This window comes from Acinetobacter sp. LoGeW2-3 (assembly GCF_002688565.1).
In the GTDB taxonomy this organism is placed as follows: Bacteria; Pseudomonadota; Gammaproteobacteria; order Pseudomonadales; family Moraxellaceae; genus Acinetobacter.
On record NZ_CP024011.1, the window covers coordinates 837055 to 861161 of the forward strand.

Annotated in this window: 19 protein-coding genes, 5 tRNA genes and 1 pseudogene; 1 reads left to right on the plus strand and 24 read right to left on the minus strand. The window is 44.2% G+C overall.

Annotation, left to right across the window (positions count from 1 at the left end; genetic code table 11):
* Nucleotides 1-37 precede the first annotated feature (37 nt).
* The gene (locus BS636_RS04025; RefSeq protein WP_213064233.1) at nt 38-535 is read left to right on the plus strand and encodes a DUF4442 domain-containing protein; all 498 of its coding nucleotides are present in this window, start codon (nt 38-40) and stop codon (nt 533-535) included.
* A 69-nt stretch (nt 536-604) separates the two neighbouring features.
* On the opposite strand, the gene BS636_RS04030 is transcribed toward BS636_RS04025, so the two are convergent.
* From BS636_RS04030 to BS636_RS04145, 24 genes and pseudogenes are all read right to left on the minus strand, one after another.
* Nucleotides 605-967, minus strand: coding sequence for a DNA transfer protein p32 (locus BS636_RS04030; RefSeq protein ID WP_099337625.1), 363 nt, complete (start codon nt 965-967; stop codon nt 605-607).
* A 134-nt stretch (nt 968-1101) separates the two neighbouring features.
* Nucleotides 1102-1644 carry a hypothetical protein gene (locus tag BS636_RS04035; protein WP_099337626.1) on the minus strand — a complete coding sequence of 181 codons (543 nt, stop codon included), beginning with the start codon at nt 1642-1644 and terminating at the stop codon, nt 1102-1104.
* Between the two features lie 159 nt (nt 1645-1803).
* A complete protein-coding gene (rpoC, locus tag BS636_RS04040; protein ID WP_099337627.1) occupies nt 1804-6003 on the minus strand; it encodes a DNA-directed RNA polymerase subunit beta' in 4200 nt (1399 codons plus the stop codon).
* A 143-nt stretch (nt 6004-6146) separates the two neighbouring features.
* On the minus strand, nt 6147-10235 hold the full coding sequence (gene rpoB, locus BS636_RS04045; protein WP_099337628.1) for a DNA-directed RNA polymerase subunit beta: 4089 nt from the start codon (nt 10233-10235) through the stop codon (nt 6147-6149).
* 309 nt (nt 10236-10544) lie between these two features.
* On the minus strand, nt 10545-10913 hold the full coding sequence (gene rplL, locus BS636_RS04050; protein ID WP_067761353.1) for a 50S ribosomal protein L7/L12: 369 nt from the start codon (nt 10911-10913) through the stop codon (nt 10545-10547).
* Between the two features lie 48 nt (nt 10914-10961).
* Nucleotides 10962-11468 (minus strand): 50S ribosomal protein L10, encoded by a 507-nt coding sequence (rplJ, locus tag BS636_RS04055; protein WP_099337629.1) that lies wholly within the window; start codon nt 11466-11468, stop codon nt 10962-10964.
* A 305-nt stretch (nt 11469-11773) separates the two neighbouring features.
* The gene (rplA, locus tag BS636_RS04060) at nt 11774-12469 is read right to left on the minus strand and encodes a 50S ribosomal protein L1 (RefSeq protein WP_099337630.1); all 696 of its coding nucleotides are present in this window, start codon (nt 12467-12469) and stop codon (nt 11774-11776) included.
* A 3-nt stretch (nt 12470-12472) separates the two neighbouring features.
* Nucleotides 12473-12901, minus strand: coding sequence for a 50S ribosomal protein L11 (rplK, locus tag BS636_RS04065; RefSeq protein ID WP_004813566.1), 429 nt, complete (start codon nt 12899-12901; stop codon nt 12473-12475).
* Nucleotides 12902-13019: 118 nt separating this feature from the next.
* The gene (gene nusG, locus BS636_RS04070; protein ID WP_004813568.1) at nt 13020-13553 is read right to left on the minus strand and encodes a transcription termination/antitermination protein NusG; all 534 of its coding nucleotides are present in this window, start codon (nt 13551-13553) and stop codon (nt 13020-13022) included.
* A 7-nt stretch (nt 13554-13560) separates the two neighbouring features.
* Complete coding sequence (gene secE / locus BS636_RS04075; protein WP_099337631.1) at nt 13561-14001, minus strand: preprotein translocase subunit SecE; 441 nt, start codon at nt 13999-14001, stop codon at nt 13561-13563.
* Nucleotides 14002-14079: 78 nt separating this feature from the next.
* Nucleotides 14080-14155: transfer RNA gene (locus BS636_RS04080), tRNA-Trp, on the minus strand.
* A gap of 49 nt (nt 14156-14204) precedes the next feature.
* Complete coding sequence (gene tuf, locus BS636_RS04085) at nt 14205-15395, minus strand: elongation factor Tu (protein ID WP_099337266.1); 1191 nt, start codon at nt 15393-15395, stop codon at nt 14205-14207.
* 151 nt (nt 15396-15546) lie between these two features.
* Nucleotides 15547-15621, minus strand: a tRNA-Thr gene (locus BS636_RS04090).
* A 17-nt stretch (nt 15622-15638) separates the two neighbouring features.
* Nucleotides 15639-15714, minus strand: a tRNA-Gly gene (locus BS636_RS04095).
* A gap of 38 nt (nt 15715-15752) precedes the next feature.
* Nucleotides 15753-15836, minus strand: a tRNA-Tyr gene (locus BS636_RS04100).
* Between the two features lie 55 nt (nt 15837-15891).
* Nucleotides 15892-15967: transfer RNA gene (locus BS636_RS04105), tRNA-Thr, on the minus strand.
* Nucleotides 15968-16065: 98 nt separating this feature from the next.
* On the minus strand, nt 16066-17559 hold the full coding sequence (trpE, locus tag BS636_RS04110; RefSeq protein ID WP_099337632.1) for an anthranilate synthase component I: 1494 nt from the start codon (nt 17557-17559) through the stop codon (nt 16066-16068).
* 108 nt (nt 17560-17667) lie between these two features.
* The gene (locus BS636_RS04115) at nt 17668-18336 is read right to left on the minus strand and encodes a phosphoglycolate phosphatase (RefSeq protein ID WP_099337633.1); all 669 of its coding nucleotides are present in this window, start codon (nt 18334-18336) and stop codon (nt 17668-17670) included.
* Nucleotides 18337-18418: 82 nt separating this feature from the next.
* Nucleotides 18419-19072, minus strand: coding sequence for an FHA domain-containing protein (locus tag BS636_RS04120; protein ID WP_099337634.1), 654 nt, complete (start codon nt 19070-19072; stop codon nt 18419-18421).
* Between the two features lie 64 nt (nt 19073-19136).
* Nucleotides 19137-21380, minus strand: a complete 2244-nt coding sequence (gspD, locus tag BS636_RS04125; RefSeq protein WP_099337635.1) for a type II secretion system secretin GspD — start codon at nt 21378-21380, stop codon at nt 19137-19139.
* A gap of 38 nt (nt 21381-21418) precedes the next feature.
* Nucleotides 21419-22284 (minus strand): annotated as a pseudogene (locus BS636_RS04130) (type II secretion system protein N).
* Nucleotides 22284-23027 (minus strand): type II secretion system protein N, encoded by a 744-nt coding sequence (gene gspN, locus BS636_RS04135; RefSeq protein ID WP_099337636.1) that lies wholly within the window; start codon nt 23025-23027, stop codon nt 22284-22286. The pseudogene BS636_RS04130 and the gene gspN overlap by 1 nt, the downstream one beginning before the upstream one ends.
* A 181-nt stretch (nt 23028-23208) precedes the next feature.
* On the minus strand, nt 23209-23532 hold the full coding sequence (locus BS636_RS04140) for an H-NS family nucleoid-associated regulatory protein (RefSeq protein WP_099337637.1): 324 nt from the start codon (nt 23530-23532) through the stop codon (nt 23209-23211).
* A 145-nt stretch (nt 23533-23677) separates the two neighbouring features.
* Nucleotides 23678-24106: an acyl-CoA thioesterase gene (locus tag BS636_RS04145; RefSeq protein WP_099337638.1), complete on the minus strand. Its 429-nt coding sequence runs from the start codon at nt 24104-24106 to the stop codon at nt 23678-23680.
* Nucleotide 24107 lies beyond the last annotated feature (1 nt).

Sequence of the window (24107 nt, forward strand, 5' to 3'; positions counted from 1 at the left end):
TAGTATGCATAGCTATACAAGAAAAAAGAATGTCAGTATGAGCCTATTACGTAAAATTCAAAGCCTGCCCCTGATCACCAAATTTATCTTAAACCGTTATGCACCGTATCGCGGTGCGGGTATTGAAATTGATGAACTGGATTATGCCAATTATCACATTCGCGTGAAAATGCCACTGACTCGTAAAAACCAGAATGTTGTCGGCGTACATTTTGGTGGCAGCCTGTATTCAATGGTCGATCCCTTTTACATGCTGCTTCTCATGCATCATCTGGGACCGAAATATATTGTCTGGGACAAAGAAGCTACGATTCAATTCCTCTCTCCAGGCCGCGGGACAGTGTATGCAGATATTCGTATTGATGCTGAAGAAATCAATACGATTATGAATCTGGCCACTGATCATGCACCTGTGTATCGGAATTATCAGGTCGATATTTATGATGATTCAGGTGTCCGTATCGCAGAAGTAAAAAAGACCGTATACATTCGCCGTAAGAAGCCTAAGGCACTCTTTAAAGCAAAAGATAAATAGAAATTGAATCGACAAAATAAAAGCGCCAATTAAGGCGCTTTTATATTTATATGAGATTAACCTGAAGTCTTAGCGACGGTTATTTTGTTCAATTGCTGCACCAGCACCGCCACCAATGGCACCACCGATCGCTGCACCGCCAGTACCGCCGAAGATGCTTTTACCAACAGCTGAACCGACTGCACCGCCGACACCACTGTAGGTCGCATTACGGTTTGAACCGCCTTGTGCTTTACTACCGACTGCCGCACCAGCACCACCGCCAACTGCTGCACCAACACCACCGCCGACTTTACTACCTAGACCGCCACCGACTGCACCACCTAGGGCTGCAGTACCGATACGTTGATCACGACTCGACATGTTCTCACAACCTGCCAGCATAAAGGTTGATACAGTCACAGCTGCAATTACGCCTATTAACTTTTTCATTGTCCAGTTCCCTGTTCGATGTTTCTGACTTAAGAGTAACCGGAATTTAAGGAGCAAATTATAACAAGATGTTAAATCTTGAAACTCCCAGACGCTATTTTGTAAAGAGCACATGAAAGTGAATATTTTTTAAATTATTCAACAGTATTAACTTCCAGCAAATCGCGGGTAGTCGCACCATCCTCTGTCATCACAGTATGAGTGACTCTGGCTTTATCAACCCCGGTATTTTGCTGCAACTTTAGCGTGCGTTTTACTGGATCTGCCTGGTCTTTTTTAAATTCAACCCCTTCAGCATCAATAGTTCGAGTCTGCTTGATGATTTCACCATCCTGCTTCAGTGTGGTATTCAATTCAATTTTAGAGGTTGGAACAATCACCCCACCTTTTTGAATCACTGGAATTGATAGCTTTTTATCGGAGAATTGCCCTAGGCTGTCATTAAATACCACTTCTTTAGCGACGATGTCTTTACCTTTATTGGTGATTTCCAGAATCGTTGCTTCAACATGACGGATTGGCTTCTGCCCTTCTACACGGCGTAGCACTTCAGTTTTCAATACTGGAACAACTGCTTTGTCATCCACCACAATGCTGTTTGGCATGGGTGCGGCAACAGCGCTCAAGCTGATTGAACCGGATAAAATTGCGAAACTTGTAAAGCGAGAAAAAATCATATTACCCCTCTTAAAACTTATAAATGAATTCAATTGTTATCCTTTGACTATATGAAAATTCATTTGAATTTAAAAGAGTTAAAGATTTCATTTCTATTTTTAAACCCATAAAAAAAGCCACCCGAAGGTGGCTCTTTTTAGGCTAGTTTAAAGGGCTAATTAAAGACCGTTAAACTCATCATTAAATGCTTGGCTAAGCGCTTGGTCTACATCAGAGAAGTCATTGTGCAGTTCAAATTCTGCAGCTTCTGCTTCTTGACGACGACGCTCTAAGTGGTAAGCCAGACCTGTACCCGCTGGGATCAGACGACCTACAACTACGTTTTCTTTCAGACCGCGTAGATCATCTTCTTTACCTGTTACAGCAGCTTCAGTTAACACACGAGTTGTTTCCTGGAACGATGCAGCAGAGATGAACGAGTCAGTAGAAAGTGACGCTTTGGTAATACCCATCAATTGACGTTCAAACTTCGCAGGGAACTTGTTCTGAGCAAGCAGAGCTTGGTTCTCTTGAGCAACGCGGATGTAATCCACTTGTTCGCCTTTGATGAAGCTAGAATCACCACCATCAGTGATTTCAACTTTACGCAACATTTGACGTACGATTACTTCGATGTGCTTATCGTTGATTTTTACACCTTGCAGACGGTAAACGTCCTGAACTTCGTTCACGATGTAGTTAGTCAACGCCACTTCACCTTTCAGACGTAAGATGTCATGCGGGTTTTGTGGACCATCAGAAATAGTTTCACCACGGTTCACATGTTCGCCTTCGAACACGTTAATGGTACGCCATTTCGGAATAAGCTCTTCGTAGATCTCAGAACCATCATCTGGAGTAATAACCAGACGGTTCTTACCTTTGGTCTCTTTACCGAAGCTTACGATACCAGACACTTCTGCAAGGATCGCATGTTCTTTCGGTTTACGTGCTTCGAACAAGTCAGCTACACGCGGCAGACCACCGGTAATATCACGAGTACGTGAAGATTCTTGTGGTACACGACCAATTACGTCACCCACACCAATTGTTTCGCCATCACGGACAGAAAGAATTGTGTTTTGTGGCAAGAAGTAGAACTGTTCGCCGCCATCTACTGTATCAAGCACAACAGCTGGACGTAAATCTTTACCAGAAGCAGGACGAGCTGTTACAGGCAAGATTTCAACAGTAGTCATACCAGTTGCATCATCAGTTTTCGATGTTGCAGTTACGCCATCAGCGATTTGGCTGAAGCGAACTTTACCAGCTACTTCTGTTACAAGTGGATGTGTATGCGGATCCCAAGTCGCCACGATACCGCCCGCTTCTACAGCTTCGCCATCTTTCAGCAAGATAGACGCACCGTAAGGGATTTTGTAACGTTCGCGCTCACGACCTAGATCATCAGCAATACCGATTTCACCTGAACGTGAAGTTGATACCAAGTGACCTTTCGCGTGTTGTACAGTTTTCACATTGTGGAAACGTACAGTACCCTTGTTACGAACTTGTACGCTGTTAGCAGCAGAAGTTCGGCTCGCAGCACCACCCACGTGGAACGTACGCATGGTTAACTGTGTACCTGGCTCACCAATTGATTGAGCAGCCATTACACCCACAGATTCACCAGGGTTCACTTGATGACCACGTGCCAAGTCACGACCGTAACATTTCGCACATACACCGAAAGTAGAAGCACAGTTTACAACTGAACGTACTTTGATTTCGTCAATACCAGCGTTTTCAATAAATGTTGCAAGTTTCTCGTCAATCAGTGTGTTACGTGGAAGAAGAACTTCTTCTGTACCCACTTTCTTAACGTCTTCAGCAACCACACGACCCAGTACTCGAGTACCCAGGTTCTCGATCACATCACCGCCTTGAATGAACGGAGTCATGACAAGACCGTCATAAGTACCACAATCTGGCTCAGTAATTACCAAGTCTTGCGCAACGTCTACCAGACGACGAGTCAGGTAACCAGAGTTCGCAGTTTTCAATGCAGTATCGGCCAAACCTTTACGCGCACCGTGTGTTGAAATGAAGTACTGAAGTACTGTCAAACCTTCACGGAAGTTCGCTTTAATAGGCGTTTCAATGATCGAACCATCCGGTTTCGCCATCAGACCACGCATACCAGCCAACTGACGAATCTGAGCTGCAGAACCACGGGCACCAGAGTCAGACATCATGTAGATACTGTTGAATGATTTTTGCTTCTCGTCTTCGCCCTGTTTGTTTTTCACAGTTACGAATGACAAGTTGTCCATCATCGCTTTCGCTACCTGGTCGTTAGTACGTGCCCAGATATCGACAACTTTGTTATAACGTTCACCGGCAGTTACGAAACCTTGTTCGAACTGTTGTTCGATTTCACGAACTTCAGCTTCTGCCTTACCGATAATCACCTGTTTGTTTGGTGGAATCAGCATGTCTTCCATACCAACAGATACACCTGAGCGAGTCGCTTGACGGAAGCCTAGGTACATCAACTGGTCAGCGAAGATAACAGTATCTTTTAGACCCAGTTTACGGTAGCAAGAGTTGATTAACTTAGAGATGTTCTTTTTAGTCATCTCAACGTTAATTTGCTGGAAGTCCATACCTTCAGGAACAACTTCCCAAAGCAGACAGCGACCAGGCGTTGTATCAACAATGATTGTTTCTTGACGACGGTTGCCATCTTCATCAATCACAGTTTGGTGTACACGTGCTTTAACGCGAGCGTGTAGATCAACCTGACCAGTAGCAAGTGCACGGTTTACTTCGTGAGTATCCGCGAACACCATGCCTTCACCTTTGGCATTGATTGCATCACGCGTGATGTAATACAAGCCCAAGACAACGTCCTGAGACGGTACGATGATTGGCTCACCGTTCGCTGGAGACAAGATGTTGTTAGTTGACATCATTAACGCACGAGCTTCTAACTGAGCTTCAAGTGTTAATGGAACGTGTACCGCCATTTGGTCACCATCGAAGTCGGCGTTGAACGCAGCACATACGAGTGGGTGAAGACGGATCGCTTTACCTTCAATCAGAATAGGTTCAAATGCTTGAAGACCTAGACGGTGAAGTGTCGGCGCACGGTTCAACATCACTGGATGTTGACGGATGACTGATGCAAGAACGTCCCAAACTTCTGGAGTTTCACGCTCAACCATTTTCTTCGCAGCTTTAATGGTTGTTGCTTGGCCAGACGCTTGTAGTTTCGCGAAAATGAATGGTTTGAACAGTTCAAGTGCCATTTTTTTCGGAAGACCACATTGGTGCAAACGAAGATTTGGACCTACAGTAATTACCGAACGACCAGAGTAATCGACACGTTTACCCAACAAGTTCTGACGGAAACGACCTTGTTTACCTTTGATCATATCTGCCAAAGATTTAAGAGGACGTTTGTTAGAACCCGTGATGGCACGACCACGACGCCCGTTATCTAGCAATGCATCAACAGACTCTTGCAACATACGTTTTTCGTTACGTACGATGATGTCTGGCGCTGCAAGGTCAAGAAGACGTTTCAAACGGTTGTTACGGTTGATCACACGACGGTAAAGATCGTTCAGGTCAGAAGTCGCGAAACGACCACCTTCAAGAGGAACCAACGGACGAAGATCTGGTGGAAGTACTGGAAGTACATTCATCACCATCCATTCTGGCTTGTTGTTTGACTCTTTGAACGCTTCCATCAACTTCAAACGTTTAGACGCTTTTTTCAGCTTCGTTTCTGAAGTTGTGTTAGGAATTTCTTCACGAAGACGAGAAATCTCAGCTTCAAGATCGATGTCTTTCAACAAGTCTTGAACTGCTTCTGCACCCATTTTCGCTGTGAATTCGTCACCGTGTTCTTCTAACGCATTGAAGTACTCTTCATCGTTAAGAAGCTGGTATTTCTCAAACGGAGTCATACCTGGATCAGTTACAACGTAAGATTCGAAATACAGTACGCGTTCGATATCACGTAGCGTCATGTCTAGAAGAAGACCGATACGGCTAGGAAGTGATTTCAAGAACCAGATGTGGGCAACTGGAGACGCAAGCTCGATGTGACCCATACGCTCACGACGAACTTTCGCAGTTGTTACTTCAACGCCACATTTTTCACAAATGACGCCTTTGTATTTCATACGCTTGTATTTACCACACAAGCATTCGTAATCTTTTACTGGACCAAAAATTTTGGCACAGAATAGACCATCACGTTCAGGCTTGAACGTACGGTAGTTGATTGTCTCTGGCTTTTTAACTTCACCGTGAGACCATGACTTAATCATTTCTGGTGACGCAAGACCAATACGGATGCGATCAAACTCTACAGGAGCATGACCGTCTGAATCCGTCTTTTTGCGCATGATATCGAGCAAGTCTTTCAATTTTTTTCTCCGTGTGTTGTGGAGATTTTCACTTCACAACTGGGTCACAAATATTGTTTTTTACTGAAACCTGGGAATCTCCCCTAACCCCTCTTTAAAAAAGAGGGGAATTTCCCCTTTATAAAAGGGGGTCAGGGGATTAATTAGTCACCATTTTTCAGTTCAATGTTGATACCTAAAGAACGGATCTCTTTGGTCAATACGTTGAACGATTCAGGCATACCTGGGTCCATGTAATGGTTACCATCTACAATGTTCTTATAGATACGGGTACGGCCTTCAACGTCATCCGATTTCACAGTAAGCATTTCTTGGAGTGTATATGCTGCACCGTATGCTTCCAGTGCCCATACTTCCATCTCACCGAAACGCTGACCACCGAATTGTGCTTTACCACCAAGCGGCTGTTGCGTTACTAGAGAGTAAGAACCAGTAGAACGCGCATGCATCTTGTCGTCAACCAAGTGGTTCAGTTTCAGCATGTACATGTAACCTACAGTTACCGGACGGTCGAAACGTTCACCAGTACGGCCATCGTACAATACTGTTTGACCAGTACGTGAAATGCCACCAAGTTCTAGCAATTCTTTGATTTGTGATTCTTCAGCACCGTCAAATACTGGAGTAGCTAAAGGAACACCTTTACGCAAGTTACCAGACAATGCCAAGATTTCATCATCAGTTAAGCTATCAAGATCTTCTTGCTCGCCACCAACTTTGTTATAAATCTTGTCTAAGAAGTCACGAAGCTCAAGTACTGTACGTTGCTCTTGAAGCATCTTGTCGATTTTGTCGCCAAGACCTTTCGCAGCCATACCCAAGTGAGTTTCCAGAATCTGACCCACGTTCATACGTGATGGTACACCTAGAGGGTTAAGTACCACGTCAACTGGGACACCATTGGCATCGTGCGGCATGTCTTCTACCGGTAAGATGTTAGATACAACACCCTTGTTACCGTGACGACCCGCCATCTTATCACCAGGCTGGATACGACGTTTCACTGCAAGGTAAACCTTAACAACTTTCAGAACGCCAGTAGTCAGTTCATCACCTGTAGAAAGCTTACGTTTCTTCTCAGCAAATTTCTCATCAATCTCTTGGCTCTTCTCTTTCAAGAATACCTGGATTGAAGTTAAACGCTCAGCGATCGCTTCGTCTACTGGTTGGATGTCTAACAGGTCAACAAGCTCTAAACCAGACAGAACGTCTTCAGACAGTTTGTCACCGCGTTTAGTTGTACCACCACCGTTAGATTCTTGACCTTTCAACAGGCGAACAATACGTTCACGTGCTGCTTCTTCGAAGATTTTGTATTCTTCTTTTAAGTCTTTACGGTATGCATCAAGCTGAGCTTTTTCAATTGCTTGAGCACGTTCGTCTTTTTCAAGACCGTCACGTGTAAACACTTGAACGTCGATCACAGTACCTTTAGTACCAGATGGAACACGTAAAGAAGAGTCTTTCACGTCAGCTGCTTTTTCACCGAAGATTGCACGTAGCAATTTTTCTTCCGGAGTCAGCTGCGTTTCACCTTTAGGTGTTACTTTACCTACCAGGATGTCGCCAGCTGTTACTTCAGCACCGATGTAAACAATACCTGACTCGTCCAGTTTAGAAAGTGCTGCTTCACCCACGTTCGGGATATCGGCAGTAATTTCTTCAGCACCCAGTTTAGTATCACGCGCTACACATGAAAGTTCCTGAATGTGAATAGACGTTAAACGGTCTTCTTGAAGAACACGCTCAGATAACAAGATCGAGTCTTCGTAGTTGTAACCGTTCCAGGTCATGAACGCTACGCGCATGTTTTGACCAAGAGCCAATTCACCGCCATCAGTTGATGGACCATCAGCCAGAACGTCACCACGACCTACTTTATCGCCCATGTTCACAAGAACTTTCTGGTTGATACAAGTATTTTGGTTAGAACGTGTGTATTTGATCAGGTTATAGATATCTACGCCTGCTTCGCCCGCAACCATTTCGTCTTCGTTGACACGAATAACAACACGAGAAGCGTCTACATATTCAATACGACCACCACGTTTCGCAATCACACACACACCAGAGTCATGTGCTACGTTCGCTTCCATACCGGTACCAACCAGTGGTTTGTCAGCGATTAACGTAGGAACAGCCTGACGTTGCATGTTTGAACCCATCAATGCACGGTTCGCATCATCGTGTTCAAGGAACGGAATCAGTGATGCAGCTACAGATACAACCTGCTGAGCAGATACATCCATATGGGTTACTTTTTCTGGTGGAATACGTACAAATTCACCTTGGTGACGTACAGATACGAATTCTTCAGTCAGGTTGCCATCTTTATCGATTGCAGAATCGGCCTGTGCAATCACAGTACCCACTTCTTCAATTGCAGACAGGTATTCAACTTCTTCAGTTACACGACCATCAACAACTTTACGGTATGGAGTTTCCAAGAAACCGAAGTTGTTACATTTTGCATAAACAGAAAGCGAGTTGATCAAACCAATGTTTGGACCTTCAGGCGTTTCAATTGGACAAACACGACCGTAGTGAGTTTGATGTACGTCACGTACTTCGAAGCCCGCACGTTCACGCGTCAAACCACCAGGCCCAAGTGCTGATACACGACGTTTGTGTGTAATTTCAGACAATGGGTTGTTTTGGTCCATGAACTGAGACAACTGACTTGAACCAAAGAATTCTTTGATTGCAGCAGCCACTGGCTTCGCATTGATGAGGTCTTGCGGAGACAGGTTATCAGTTTCAGCTTGTGACAGACGTTCTTTAACAGCACGTTCTACACGAACAAGACCAACACGGAATTGGTTTTCAGTCATTTCACCAACTGAACGAACACGACGGTTACCCAAGTGGTCGATATCGTCGACTTCACCTTTACCGTTACGAATTTCAACTAATGTTTTAAGAACATCAGTGATATCGTCATTCGAGAGGATACCTTCAACTTCACGTGACTTCTGGTCTGTACCGACTTCGTAAGGACGACCCAAACGACGGTTGAACTTCATACGACCGACTGGAGACAAGTCATAACGCTCAGAAGAGAAGAACAAGTTGTTGAATAAGTTTTCAGCAGCTTCTTTTGTTGGTGGCTCGCCTGGACGCATTACTTTGTAGATTTCTACAAGTGCTTCTTCACGACCCGTGGTAGTGTCGGCACGTAATGTATCCGCGATGAATGAACCACGGTCGATATCGTTAGTGAATAGAAGGTTGAACTGCTTCACGCCGCCTTCTGCAATTTTCACCATAATTTCATGGCTTAATACAGTATTGGCTGCGATTACGTCGCCATCTTTCAGCTGGATATCTTCAGCAGTGATACGCTCGTACAGGTACTCATCAGGAACAGACAATTTCTCAAGGCCTGAAGCTTCCATTTGACGTACGTGACGTGCGTTGATACGTTTACCTTGTTCAACAATGATTTTGCCATCTTTGTCAGCAATATCGAATTGCGCCATTTCGCCACGCAGACGTTCTGGAACAAGGTCAATCTGATAGCTACCCATATCAAGATATACAGGTACTTTCTCATAGAACATGTTCAAAATTTGTTCGTTGTTATAACCCAACGCACGAAGAACTACAGTCGCTAATAATTTACGACGACGGTCAATACGTACGAATACAAGGTCTTTAGCATCGAATTCAAAGTCTAACCATGAACCACGGTAAGGAATGATACGCGCAGAATAAAGGACTTTACCACTTGAGTGAGTTTTACCTTTATCGTGGTCAAAGAATACGCCTGGTGAACGGTGTAATTGAGATACGATTACACGCTCGGTACCGTTAATTACGAAAGTACCGTTATCCGTCATCAATGGCATTTCGCCCATATAGACTTCTTGTTCACGTACGTCTTTGATTGATTTCGTTTCACGATCTTTAAGGATCAAACGAATCTTCACACGCATTGGTGCCGCATAAGTTGAGCCACGAAGAATACATTCGCGTACATCAAACTCAGGCTTACCAAGACTATACTCAACAAATTCTAAAGCAGCATTGCCAGAATAACTTTCAATAGGAAAAACTGAACGAAATGCGGCTTGGAGACCGATATCTTCGCGGTTTTTTGGTGATTTGCCATCTTGTAAGAATGTTCTGTACGAGTCGACTTGAATCGCGAGCAAGTACGGAGCATCCATGACGCTAGGCAATTTACCAAAATTCTTACGGATCCGTTTCTTTTCGGTATATGAGTATGCCATCTGGAGTCCTCGGAAAGTGTAAACTAAGCCCGCCTGCAGAACGGGCTCAGAAGGAATTACGCTGGCCGGATATGGCCACCACTCTTTACAAATGCTGCAATTTTTAGTGGTATTAAAACGCTTAACAATATTTTTTACTGAAAAATATTGGTAAGCGTTTGATCAATTATGTTTGTTTTTAAAATTGTATGAATTTCTATCACGCAAACAAAAATCGAGCCGATTATTGTAACGCAAAAAGGCTGATGACCCAAGAGCCATCAGCCAAATTTTGGAGCCGATTATAAAAAAACCGACTCCCTTAAGAAATTACTTAAGTGTAACTGTAGCACCAGCTTCTTCAAGTTTCTTCTTAAGCTCTTCGCCTTCTTCTTTAGAAACGCCTTCTTTAAGAACTGAAGGAGCGCTTTCAACTAGGTCTTTAGCTTCTTTCAAGCCAAGGCCAGTAGCTTCACGAACTGCTTTAATTACAGCAACTTTGTTAGCGCCAAAAGAAGTCAACTCAACGTTGAATTCTGATTGTTCTTCAGCAGCAGCAGCAGCGCCAGGAGCAGCAGCAACAGCTACAGCAGCAGCAGAAACATTGAATTTCTCTTCGAAAGCAGAGATAAGTTCAACAAGTTCAAGAACAGTTTTTTCTGCAACTGCGTTTAGGATTTCTTCGTTAGTTAAAGCCATGAGAATAACTCCAAATGGAAATTGAATGGTGTGGAAATAAATTTAAGCTTATGCAGCTTCTGACTCGTTTTTCTCTTTGAGCGCAGTAATAAGGCGACCCAATTTCGAAATAGGAGCTTGAAGAACGTTTGCAAGCATAGTAAGCGCTTTTTCTTGGTTCGGAAGGTTCGCGATCACGCTAACTTCAGCACCTTCATAAACCTTGCCATCAAATGCAGCAGCTTTAAGTTCGAATGCTTTGTTAGTTTTTGCGAATTCTTCGAACAAGCGTGCAGCTGCACCCATGTCGTCTTCAGAAGTCGAGAAAGCTAAGATTGTTGGGCCAACAAGGCTGTCGTTCAAGATATTGAATTGAGTATCTTGAAGAGCACGTTTAGCTAAAGTATTACGTACAACACGTGTAGCAACACCTAGTTTACGAGCTTCAACACGAAGAGCAGTTAATTGCTCAACTGTTAAACCTTGGTAGTCAGCAACAACAGCGGCAAATGCAGTAGAAGCAATTTCACTTACTTCAGCTACGATCTGTTTTTTGCCTTCAATAAGAAGAGCCATTGTAAAACCTCCTAACGGTGATTTATGTACTTCAGAGAAGTACACTCCCAATTCGTAAGTCCATCACTGGACCCACACGCGGAGGATGAACAAATCACACCACCGCGTCTACGCAGGCTGGGATATTAAGAGAAGAGCATAAAACTCCCCTCGCCTGAGGTCTTTGACGCTGATAAATTCTCATTTATCAATTCAAAGTTTGCCTAAGTTTCACAAGAGTTCCGAAACCGGTTTCTCTTGCGTAAGTTTTAAAGCAGCGCTTTAAAACTTACTCAGGGCTTTAAAATTCTGTAATAAGTCGAAACTTATTTAGAAACGTTTGCTACATCAACGATCAGACCAGGACCCATTGTAGAGCTTAGAGTGATCTTTTGGATGTAGATACCTTTAGAAGTAGCAGGTTTTGCTTTCTTAAGGTCAGCTACAAGAGCTTCAACGTTTTGACGAACAGCTTCAGCAGAGAAACCTACTTGACCGATCGCAGCGTGGATGATACCCGCTTTGTCTACACGGTAACGTGCTTGACCAGCTTTTGCATTTTTAACTGCAGTCGCTACGTCAGGAGTTACAGTACCCACTTTAGGGTTTGGCATTAAGCCACGTGGACCAAGAATCGTACCAAGTTTACCTACAACGCGCATTGCATCTGGAGCAGCAATTACTACGTCGAAATCAAGGTTACCCGCTTGGATGCTTTCTGCAAGATCGTCGAAACCAACAACGTCTGCGCCTTCAGCTTTAGCAGCTTCTGCAGCAGCGCCTTGAGCGAATACAGCTACACGTACAGTTTTACCAGTACCTGCAGGAAGCGTAGTCGCGCCACGAACAACTTGGTCAGATTTACGAGGGTCAACACCTAGGTTAACAGCGATATCCAAAGATTCTTTGAATTTCGCAGCTGGAAGGTTAGTAAGAACTTCTACAGCTTCTTCTAAAGTGTAAACTTTTTGCGCTTCAACAGCAGCAGCAATGGCTTTTTGACGTTTAGTTAACTTTGCCATGTCTTATAGCTCCACTTCCAAGCCCATAGAACGTGCAGAACCAGCGATGGTACGAACACGTGCGTCTAAATCAGCACCAGTAAGATCTGGTTCTTTAGTAGTCGCAATTTCTTCTAACTGAGCACGAGTCAACTTACCAACTTTAGTTTTGTTAGGTACAGCTGAACCTTTTTGGATACCAGCAGCTTTCTTAAGAAGAATAGCAGCAGGTGGAGTTTTCATGATGAAAGTGAACGACTTGTCGTTGTACACAGTGATCACTACTGGGATTGGCAGACCAGCTTCAAGCTTTTGAGTAGCAGCATTGAATTCTTTACAGAATGCCATGATGTTAACACCACGTTGACCCAGTGCAGGACCAATAGGTGGAGATGGATTCGCTTTACCAGCTGGAACTTGCAGCTTGATATAGCCGTCAATCTTCTTAGCCATTTCAAATTACCTCTGGGTGCAAACGCCGCTAGGCTCCCCAATGATTCTACGTAACGATAACCGTTACAACAACAATGCCCGATCCTTTAACAAATCGGGCGTTTTCAACCAACACCAATTAGATTGTTTTTTCGACTTGGCGAAATTCCAATTCAACCTGAGTTGGTCGGTTAAATACGTTGATTGTCAGCGTTAAGCGTGACTTTTCGTACTGAACTTCTTCCACCACACCTTTAAAGTCTGTGAATGGACCGTCAATAACGAGTAATTCTTCGCCTGGTTCAAACATCGTCTTAGGACGAGGTGCTTCGCCAGTATTGCGTACACGCGCAAGAATCGCATCAGCTTCTTTTTGCGTAATAGGCGCCGGTTTTTCAGCCGTACCACCAATGAAACCTAATACTTTTGGACATTCTTTAACAATGTGCCAAGTTTCATCGTTCATTTCCATTTCAACTAATACATAGCCAGGGAAGAACTTACGCTCTGATTTACGTTTCTTGCCATCCTTCATTTCCACTACTTCTTCAGTAGGGACCAGGACTTCACCAAAGCTATCGGCAACAGCGCTACGCTGGATTCGATCATTAAGCGAACGCATCACTTGTTTTTCATAACCAGAATAGGCATGAATAATGTACCAACGTTTCATAGCTCTCTTACCCGATAATAAACTTCATTAACCAGCCTAATGCGTAGTCAAAACACCACAATAAAATGGATGCAAGGACAACAACAACAAGTACCTGCCATGATGTGGACACAGTCTCTTGTTTAGTAGGCCAAGTCACTCGACGGAGCTCAATTCGTGCGTCTTTCAGCAGTCGAACAAAGCCTTTGCCTTGATGGGTGGCGTATAATAAACCTAAAGCGCCCACGATACAAGCCAAAATCACCCCAACACGAACCCAAATATCATTCGCTGGCGCCCAGTATGCTGGCAAATATTGATTCACCATCATTGCACCACCCAACAAAATCAAGGCGATAACCCATAGAACAATGTCCAATGGAGAACCAGTTTTTACATCTACAGCAGGATTATTTCTTTGGGGTATTGCCGCGCCGCTCATTGCGTCACGTGATTTATCATTCGACATTTTTGTACTCGTCGTAGGTTTCGCGACTTATTATATGACCAGATTTGCCGACATCAAGCGTCTTTTAAGAAAAAATGATGGCAGGCCAGGAGGGACTCGAACCCCCAACATTCGGTTTTGGAGACCGACGCTCTACCAATTGAACTACTGACCTTCAAAAAGACAAACTGGAGCCGGGGCTCCAGTCAATATCTTATACTATATTATGCAGTAACGCGAGATACTACACCAGCACCAACCGTACGACCACCTTCACGGATCGCGAAGCGTAAGCCAGCGTCCATTGCGATTGGGTGGATCAGCTCTACTGACATCTCAACGTTGTCACCAGGCATAACCATTTCAACGCCTTCTTTAAGCGCGATCGCACCAGTCACGTCAGTTGTACGGAAGTAGAACTGTGGACGGTAACCGTTAAGGAATGGAGTATGACGACCACCTTCTTCTTTAGAAAGTACGTATACTTCTGCGTCGAATTTAGTGTGCGGCTTGATTGTACCTGGTTTAGCAAGTACTTGACCACGTTGAACGTCTTCACGTTTAGTACCACGAAGAAGAACACCACAGTTCTCGCCCGCACGACCTTCGTCAAGAAGTTTACGGAACATTTCAACGCCAGTTACAGTCGTTTTAACTGTGTCTTTGATACCAACGATTTCAACTTCTTCGCCTACTTTCACAACACCAGTTTCTACACGGCCAGTTACAACTGTACCACGACCAGAAATTGAGAATACGTCTTCGATTGGCATCAAGAATGCTTGGTCGATCGCACGTTCTGGTTCTGGAATGTAAGAGTCAAGCGCTTCAACAAGAGCTACAACAGCTGGTTCGCCGTATTGATCTTGGTCACCGTTAAGTGCAAGAAGAGCTGAACCACGGATCACTGGAGTGTCATCACCTGGGAAGTCGTAAGTAGAAAGAAGTTCACGAACTTCCATTTCAACTAGCTCAAGAAGCTCTTCGTCGTCTACAAGGTCGCATTTGTTCAAGAATACAACGATGTAAGGTACACCTACCTGACGAGAAAGAAGGATGTGTTCACGAGTTTGTGGCATTGGACCATCAGTCGCAGCACATACAAGGATCGCGCCGTCCATCTGAGCAGCACCAGTAATCATGTTTTTAACATAATCGGCGTGACCCGGGCAGTCTACGTGAGCGTAGTGACGAGTTGGAGAATCGTATTCTACGTGAGAAGTATTAATTGTAATACCACGTGCTTTTTCTTCTGGTGCAGAGTCAATTGCAGCGTAGTCTTTCGCTTCACCACCGAATTTCTTCGCACATACAGTTGCAATCGCAGCTGTTAAAGTTGTTTTACCATGGTCAACGTGACCAATTGTGCCCACGTTAACGTGTGGCTTATTACGTTCAAACTTAGCCTTAGCCATGTTCATCTTCCTCGTTTACGTCGAACACAATTCTGAGTAAAACTCAGCTCCGACATATCGCCTAAAAAAATCAAACGCCCAATACTTGAAAAGCAGACTAAATAGCCTGCTTTTGGAATCTTTCGCAACAATGTTGCTATAAACTGTAATCTGGAGCTCTTATCGAGATTTGAACTCGAGACCTCTCCCTTACCAAGGGAGTGCTCTACCACTGAGCTATAAGAGCAAATATTAGTACTTCAATGGAGCGGGAGACGAGGGTCGAACTCGCGACATGTAGCTTGGAAGGCTACCGCTCTACCAACTGAGCTACTCCCGCACGATGTTGGTACATACCACTTATTGAAGTCTTAAAATTGGTGGTGAGGGAAGGATTCGAACCTTCGAAACTTTCGTAGCGGAGTTACAGTCCGCCCCCTTTGACCGCTCGGGAACCTCACCATTTTTACACTTACATCAGTGCTGTTCTTTACCTTAACTACTCAACTCTCTAAGATGGTGCCGGCACACGGATTCGAACTGTGGACCTACTGATTACAAGTCAGTTGCTCTACCAACTGAGCTATGCCGGCGTTTCTTAGTGTTTCGTACGTTTCATATCGGAACGGTGTGCAGTTTAGCAAAACTCAGAAACCATGCAAGTGTTTTTTTCAAAAAAAACGTCAAAAACTCATAAAATCAAACCATTTGATGATAATTCAACCGCTTTGATCACTGCGCGAGCTTTTATTTGGGTTTCATTCCACTCAGATTCAGGATTTGAGTCAGCAACAAGCCCTGCTCCAGCCTGAACATAGACTTTATTTTCGCGAATAACACAGGTACGAATCGCAATCGACATGTCCATTTCGCCATGCCAGCCTAAATAACCAATAGCACCACCAAAAATTCCACGTTTTACTGGCTCAACTTCGTCAATAATTTCCATGGCGCGAATTTTTGGCGCGCCAGAAAGTGTACCTGCAGGGAAAGTTGCCTTAAAAACATCCAATGCATCGACATCATCACGCACTTCACCCTGCACATTAGAAACAATGTGCATCACATGCGAATAGCGTTCGATCACCATTTGATCAGTCACTTGTACTTTACCGATTTTTGACACGCGACCGACATCATTTCGGCCTAGGTCGATTAGCATTAAGTGCTCGGCAATTTCTTTTTCATCAGAAAGCAGATCTTTTTCTAATGCGAGATCTTCTTCTTTAGTTTTGCCACGTGGACGCGTACCTGCTAATGGACGAACCGTGGCAATGCCATTTTCCAGACGAGACAGAATTTCTGGTGAAGAACCGACAATATGGAATGGCGTATTGTTTTCTAGCGTCTGCCCTTGTACCAGGAACAAATAAGGTGATGGATTAAGGTGACGTAATGCACGATAGACCTGTAAAGGCTCACCATCGAAATCAGAAACCATACGATGCCCTGGCACCACCTGCATCACATCACCAGCACGGATGTACTCTTTAACCTTTTCAATAGAAGCAAGGAAGTTGTCATGCCCGGTTAAAGACTCAAAATGGGGTGGCGTATGTTTTTCAGCTTTTAAGCTGATTGGTGTTGCCAGAATATTTTCTAATTCATTTAATTGTTCATGTGCTTTTTCATATGCACCAGCATCATTCGCATCAGCATGCACAATCAAGAACAAAGTATCTTTAAGGTTATCAAATACGATGACTGTTTTAGACAGCATCATCCAGATATCTGGCAAACCGACAGGATCGGCTTCAGGGACATTATTCAGCTTGGGTTCGATATAACGTACCGAGTCATAGCCAAAGTAACCCACTAGGCCACCAGTAAAGCTTGGCAAAGCCGGTAAGTCTGCTTGAGTCGGTACTTTAAATTGCGATTGAAAGTCACGGATATATTGAAAAGGATCTGCACAGTACTGCTTTTCAATCGAACCATCGGCGTGCTGTACAGTGAGCTCACCAGCATTGCAGGAGAACACTGTAGATTCACCTAGCCCAATAATAGAATAGCGCGCCCAGTTCTCCCCTCCTTCTACAGATTCAAACAGATAAGCCTGCTTATGCTCTTTTAAACGCGCAAAGATAGACAGTGGTGTATCTGTATCAGCTAGACGTTGGCGGTATACAGGAATCAGGTTATAGCCTTGCGCAGCAAGTTGTTGGAATTGTGCTTGAGTGGTCATTCGGTTTTTCTCTTTAAATTAGGGTTACTCAGTGTGTAAATAGAATTGGACTGAGCGACGCCATCGAAAAACCTTACAACTATTCATCTTATTTCCTTCGTACCCTATTTAAGCAAGCAACTCACGTAGATCATCGACAATTTCCTGAGGATGACTGTCTGCTATATTCTCACCATGATTATAGCCATAGCTGACTACAATACAATCTATACCCGCACGGCGTGCCGCCTCGACATCATTCACCGAGTCACCAATCATCAGCACCTGTTCTTTGCTGACGCCATAATGTTCAACACAATGCAGTAATTGACGCGGATCCGGCTTACGCTCGGTAAAGCGATCTCCCCCAATAGTGTCAGCAAAATAATGGGCCATATCCAATATTTCTAAAATACTACGGGCAGGCTGCTCTGGCTTGTTGGTGACACAAATTAGGGTTTTCCCCTGTTTTTTTGCCCAGTCCAAAAATTTTAAAATTCCTGGAAAAGGAACGGTATCGACACAGGGATCAGCATTGTAGATTTCCAGAAAAGTATTCAGTAGCTCCTGGTGCTGTGCCGGATCTAATTTTCCAGTGAGATGTAGGAGCACACTCTCACAAAACTTTGAAGTCCCCTTACCAATCCAGACCCGCACCTGTTCTTCAGTCACAAAAGGCAATTGCAGCACATTCAGGCTCATGTTCATGGCACGATACAGATCAGAAGCTGAATCCACCAAAGTACCATCCAGATCAAATAAAATCAGTTCACGCTTATCCAGTTGAGCGACAGACATCTTTACCCTCTTTATGTTTATTTATCACGCAGCCACAAAAAAGGCATGCGATTGCATGCCTCGATTGTAACCAATACTCGGCTTATTTAAAGAATAGCCAAGCCATAATTGCTAAAATCACGATCACAATTAATGAAATCAAACCAACTGAAGCATTTTTTTGCTGTTCCTTCACTTCTTCTACACGAGAAACCGGTTGCTCGACAGGAATTGGCGTTGGTTCAGGTTTTACAGCAGACAAGTCAATCCCTTCAGGAATTGGTGCCGGTTTTGGAATACTGACATTGGTTGGCATACCATCACGAGTTAACTGAACTTCTGCATGACGCTCTTTCAGCTCTGGGATACCCTGCTCATTCATCTGATGGGCAGCAGTCTTCTCAGCAGCCTCTTCAACAATACGTTCAGCTGTTTCTTCCAGCTCAGGTTCAACAACGACTTCTTGTGCCGGTTCCAGCACAGAGAATTTCAGGCTAGCAAACTGTACAATATCACCCTGCTTTAGCAATTTTTCAGTATCAATACGCAGATCATTGACAAAGGTGCCATTCGAAGAACCTAAGTCTTGCACCCAGAGTGCATCTTCCTTCAGCAAGAAAGCAGCATGCTTACGTGAAATTTCTGCAGCCTGCAAGACAATATCTGCGGCCTGATGACGACCCACCAGCATGTCGCGGTCAATACTAATTTCCTGTCCCGTCAAATCGCCAGTAATAGCTTGAATTTTCCAAGTCATGACATCCACTTCTCTTTTATTCTGTTAGGTCGATCATAACATGCTGTCTGCAACTACCGCACGTCTAGCTTTTCGGACGTAAGGTTGTGGTTGTCACTGTATTTCGGGTTTTTTCTACATTTTGCACCGGTTGCACAGATTGCTGTTGCACCATAGGTTCAATAGCGACTGGCGTAGTCACCACTGCCGCTGGCTGTGATGTTACAGGTGCACTTGGTACTGTTTGATATACAGGTGTTTTGGAAACAGGTAGACGCTGTTGATACACGTCATCCAGATTTTCTGGTAACTTGGCAAAATTACCATCCGAATCTAAAGCCAGTTGCAAGCTATAAAGCTGACCATAACGCTGCTGGGAAATCTTACGTACTTCATTCTTATCCCCCACAATAGTTGGGTGAATAAAGATCAGCAGGTTACGTTTCTGATTGGATTTACCTTCAGAACGGAATAAACGTCCCAAACCTGGAATTGCGCCCAAACCTGGTACCGCCTGACGACCATAACTGGTGTTATCTGAGATCAGACCACCCAGTACAATAGTTTGCCCATGTTCAGCCAGAATCGAGGTTTTGATTGCGCGTTTACTGGTGACCAGATCCGATGCCTGCCCTTTATCACGAGCAACCGCAGAAACCTCCTGCTCCACTTCCAGACGTACCGTGCCATCTTCCCCAATGTGAGGAATAACTTTCAGCGTTACACCGACATCTTTACGTTCAATGGTGGTATAGGGATTGGCAACACCTGCAGCGCCAGTAGACACCGAACCCGTCACAAAGGGTACATTTTCACCCACGACAATATAGGCCTCTTCATTGTCCATGGTCACAATGGATGGCGTAGACAACAGATTAGATTTAGTGGTTTCTTTGAGGGCCTGAATCAACGCACCATACAGCTTACGTGAACCATCACTGCCTTCACGGTAATCCCCAATCACGACTGAGGTACCAGTCCCAATGGCACTACCCGCACCTGCACCACCGCCGGTGAGATAACCGGCAGCAATATTTTTCAAGCTGGCACCAAAATTATCAAAGTTGATCAGACCAATACCGCTACTCAGGTCACCGAGTGCCCATTGCACGCCAAGCTGGTCAGCATCGGTGCCTTCCACTTCCATAATGGCAGCTTCAATCAATACCTGCTGACGACGTGTATCCAGCTGGTTAATCGCTGACTCAATTTCACGCATCAGCTGCGGATCTGCTTTGACCACCAATGAGTTCTGAGTCGCATCCGCAATAATACTGACGCCATTGGCATTAAAGCTGGTAATCCCTTGCTGGCTATTCCCCAAACCTGAATTCAGCTGAATCCCAGAAGTGGAACCATCCTGAGACATATTAGATGAAGAACTATTATTGCCCAGTGTATTTAATGAAGTGCCAGAGGAGCTATTCTCAGAAGATGAGCTTGAACGTCCCAAAGCCTGACCTGAAACCAGCCCTTGTAGAATCTCAGCCAGATTTTTGGCGCTGGCATATTTCAGACGGAAGACTTTAAGACCACCCAAACGATCTGCTGCAGGTACATCCAAGGTTTCAATAATTTGGCGAATACGCTTGCGGGTCGCCGTATCGCCTTTAATAATGATCCGGTTGGTTCGCTGATCTGCCATAACCCGCACGCGAGAACCTTTAAGATCCTTGGCTGCACCAGTAGCCGTCATCGATTCAATCAGGCCAATCATTTCCTCAGCCTGACTCGATTGCAAGGTAACGGCTGCCAGATCATTCTGACCCGTACCATCCAGATTACGTACAATAGTTTCCAGCTGATAAATATTGCTGGCACGATCGGAAACAATAAGAGCATTTGTTCCAGGTACAGCTGCCAAATGAGCGAACTGTGGCATCAACGGACGTAGTGCTGGAATCAGGTCATTTGGATTGGTATTTTCCAGCCAGATCACTCGGGTCACAATCTGATCCCCGGTGGCACGGTTACGCGCATCATAAGGAATACCGGAGTTTTTGACGTTATTATCAGGTACCAGTTTGATGGTATTCCCCGATGGAATCGCTACCACACCATTAACATTTAAGACCCCAAGGAACAGGTCATAGACTTCATCGCGGTTTAATGCCCGGTTTGAAATGACCGTGACATTGCCACGTACCCGTGGATCAACGGCAAAGTTTTTCCCGGTAATATCTGCCACTTCATTAATAAAGGCAGCCAGGTCTGCATCACGCAGATTGATTTTCCAGGTCTGCGCATAACTTGCAGTACTTGCCATGGCAACCAGGGGTGCAGCAACACAAAGCGCCCATGCGGATCGATTATTATTAAATAAAGCCATAAACCTAAATGCTTCCCAACCCTATATGTGATGACACATCACTTTAAATCCTGTTGTATGGTCATCACCTGATCACCACGCTTAATTTCGAGTTTCACCTGACCCTGCTGCCGTGCCTGTTCCAGTACTTGTGCTTCAGATTGCCCTGCAGTGACGGTCTGACCATTCAGAGACACAATCCGGTCGCCCGGTCTAAGACCGAGACGATTACGCAACACTGCTGGCGTCCGCGAAGTGACTTCATAGCCACCTTCACCCGCAGACACGCCCATATTTTCCAGATACTGTTCACGGTTTTCATTCATCTGCTGAATGGCACGGCTAATTTCATTCTGTGGTGAAGCAGGCTCATTGGTCGGCTGATTACTTGAGCCACCCCAACTCGAGGATGAAGATGAACGACCATTCTTCTGCTCATTGCTCTGCCAGGGCTGATTTAGGCCATTTTCCAAACCTTTAAAGAAAATCTCTTTGCTCGCACCGCTTTTCTGACGAATGATCACCCGATCCCAATACACTTCAGCCAGCTCATAACCGGTATCGCCCAAGCTCTCACCAACACGATAACGGTCGACCTGATCATTCAGTTTCAATACCGCCGAAGATAAATAGCTTGGACTGGCAACCATCACCCCTTGTAGCAGAATATTGGAGACTTCCGCAGTGGCCGCAGTCTGTCCAAATTCCTGAAATAAGGAGAAAGAGCTGATATTCGGAATCCGCGGTTGTTGTGAACCCAGCTCTACACGTTCAAGTTGCAGCGCTTGGGGGGGGCAACCACCAGCCAGAATAATGCTGCCAGCTTCCAGCATAGATACAGAATTAACAAGACCAATAATACCGGTGCAGCCCGGTTCAGCGACTGCATATCCAGGCGTTTGAATTTATCCAGATCCATGGCCATTAGTTCAGGCCTCCTATCAGAGGCTGACGGGTACTGATCACATAAGTATCCAGTCCAGCTTTGCCTTCATAGGAAGGAACATTCAGAAGCATGCGTTGGGTCAATTGCACGTTTAGCATCAGATCCGGATCAAGTTCAATATTCAGCATTTTCTGGTCACGGCTATCGCGAACATCCAGCAATAATTTGCCTGACTCATCTGCCAAATTTCCGGCAAGAACAGGAACACTCATACGTTCTTGACGTTGTGCAAAGGTATAGATCAATTCGCCCCCGGTCCAGTTCAACTGACCATTTACATCACTAAAACCATTTTGTTTTTTATATTTAAAATCGAGCTGATTAAATTGAATCGCATTGGTAGGCCATTGCCAGTCCGCCAGGGTTTTCAGAGTTTCAGGTGCGACCTGCCCTTCTAGATTTTTAGCAATCAGGGTTTTGGTGAGGCCATAAGCCATTACACCGGCAAGTTTAGTATTACCGCTATGCACTTCCACATTTGCCCCAAGACGCAATAACAGCAAATCTAATGGACGAACCTGCCAGTTTAGGCTCCCGCGTAATTGACCTTTTTTCCAGTCAGCGCTTCCCTGCCAGATATTGCCACTGACATTATGTAGTACCTGATTATTTTTATAAAATTTTGAAATGAGCCAGGCAGCAGGCACCTGCAAAACCACAAAAATAAGAAAGGCGACTATGGCAAGAATTAACCATTTAAAAGTTTTCGGCTTACTGCTCATCCCACCCCAACCAATCCATCAATTTCAGTTCCTGGTTATCATTCTTTTATTATATAAGCACATTATGCATACTTTTTTCATCACGCCAATTGATAGGCATAAAAAAACCAAGCAAAGATGCTTGGTTAAAGATGCATAGGTCATCTCCATGACAACCTATGACGACATCAGAGTCGAATCTTTAGATCAGGAAATCTTCCAGCTTGGCGCCTTGTTCCAGCTCTGCAACCAACCAGCGTGGCTGTTTACCACGACCTGTCCAGGTTTCTTCCGGATTTGCTTTGCTGCGGTAACGTGGTTCTACAGTCTTGCGAGATGACTTCTTACGTTTAGAAGCACCAAATTCAAGTAACTGCTCAATAGTCATACCTACTTTTTCTGCAATACTGAGAACTTGATTATAAGCATCTTCGATCTCTTGGTCTTTTTTAGACGCGATTAATGCTTCAGCTTCAGCTTGTAAACGCTTTAACTCTTCAACTGATAAATTTGTAATGTCTGGCATGACTCTCTCCGTAAAAATAATATTATTCGTTTTATAAATAACTTTTTCATAATATTTATATTAAATAAAATATTCAATAAAAAAATTTGAACGGATAACAACAAATAATAAAATTAATTACAAAATTAAATAATTTAATCGTATTTTAAACGGTATGTTCAACCGTATTTTCTAACTCTCTTATTATTTCCTGCACATCTTCAGGAATCGGCATTTTCTGCATGGTATTTTTATTGATACACACCAGAACTGCTTCAGAAGTTGCTACAATACTTTGTTGCTGTTCACTCCATAATAAATAACTCATACGAAATGATGTGGTTCCCATATCTTCAATACGCACACCAATTTTAAGTTGATCAGGATAAACTACAGGTTTTAAATAACGACATTGATTGGTCGCCACAACAGTTAATAATGGACCAATCAGTATATTTAATCGAGCCAGATAAGCCAGTCGGGCACTTTCAATATAACGATAATATACCGCGTTATTGACATGACCAAAGGCATCCATATCTCCCCAAGCCACACGTTGCTCAAAAATCACCGGATACTGTGCTAGTGATTCCATA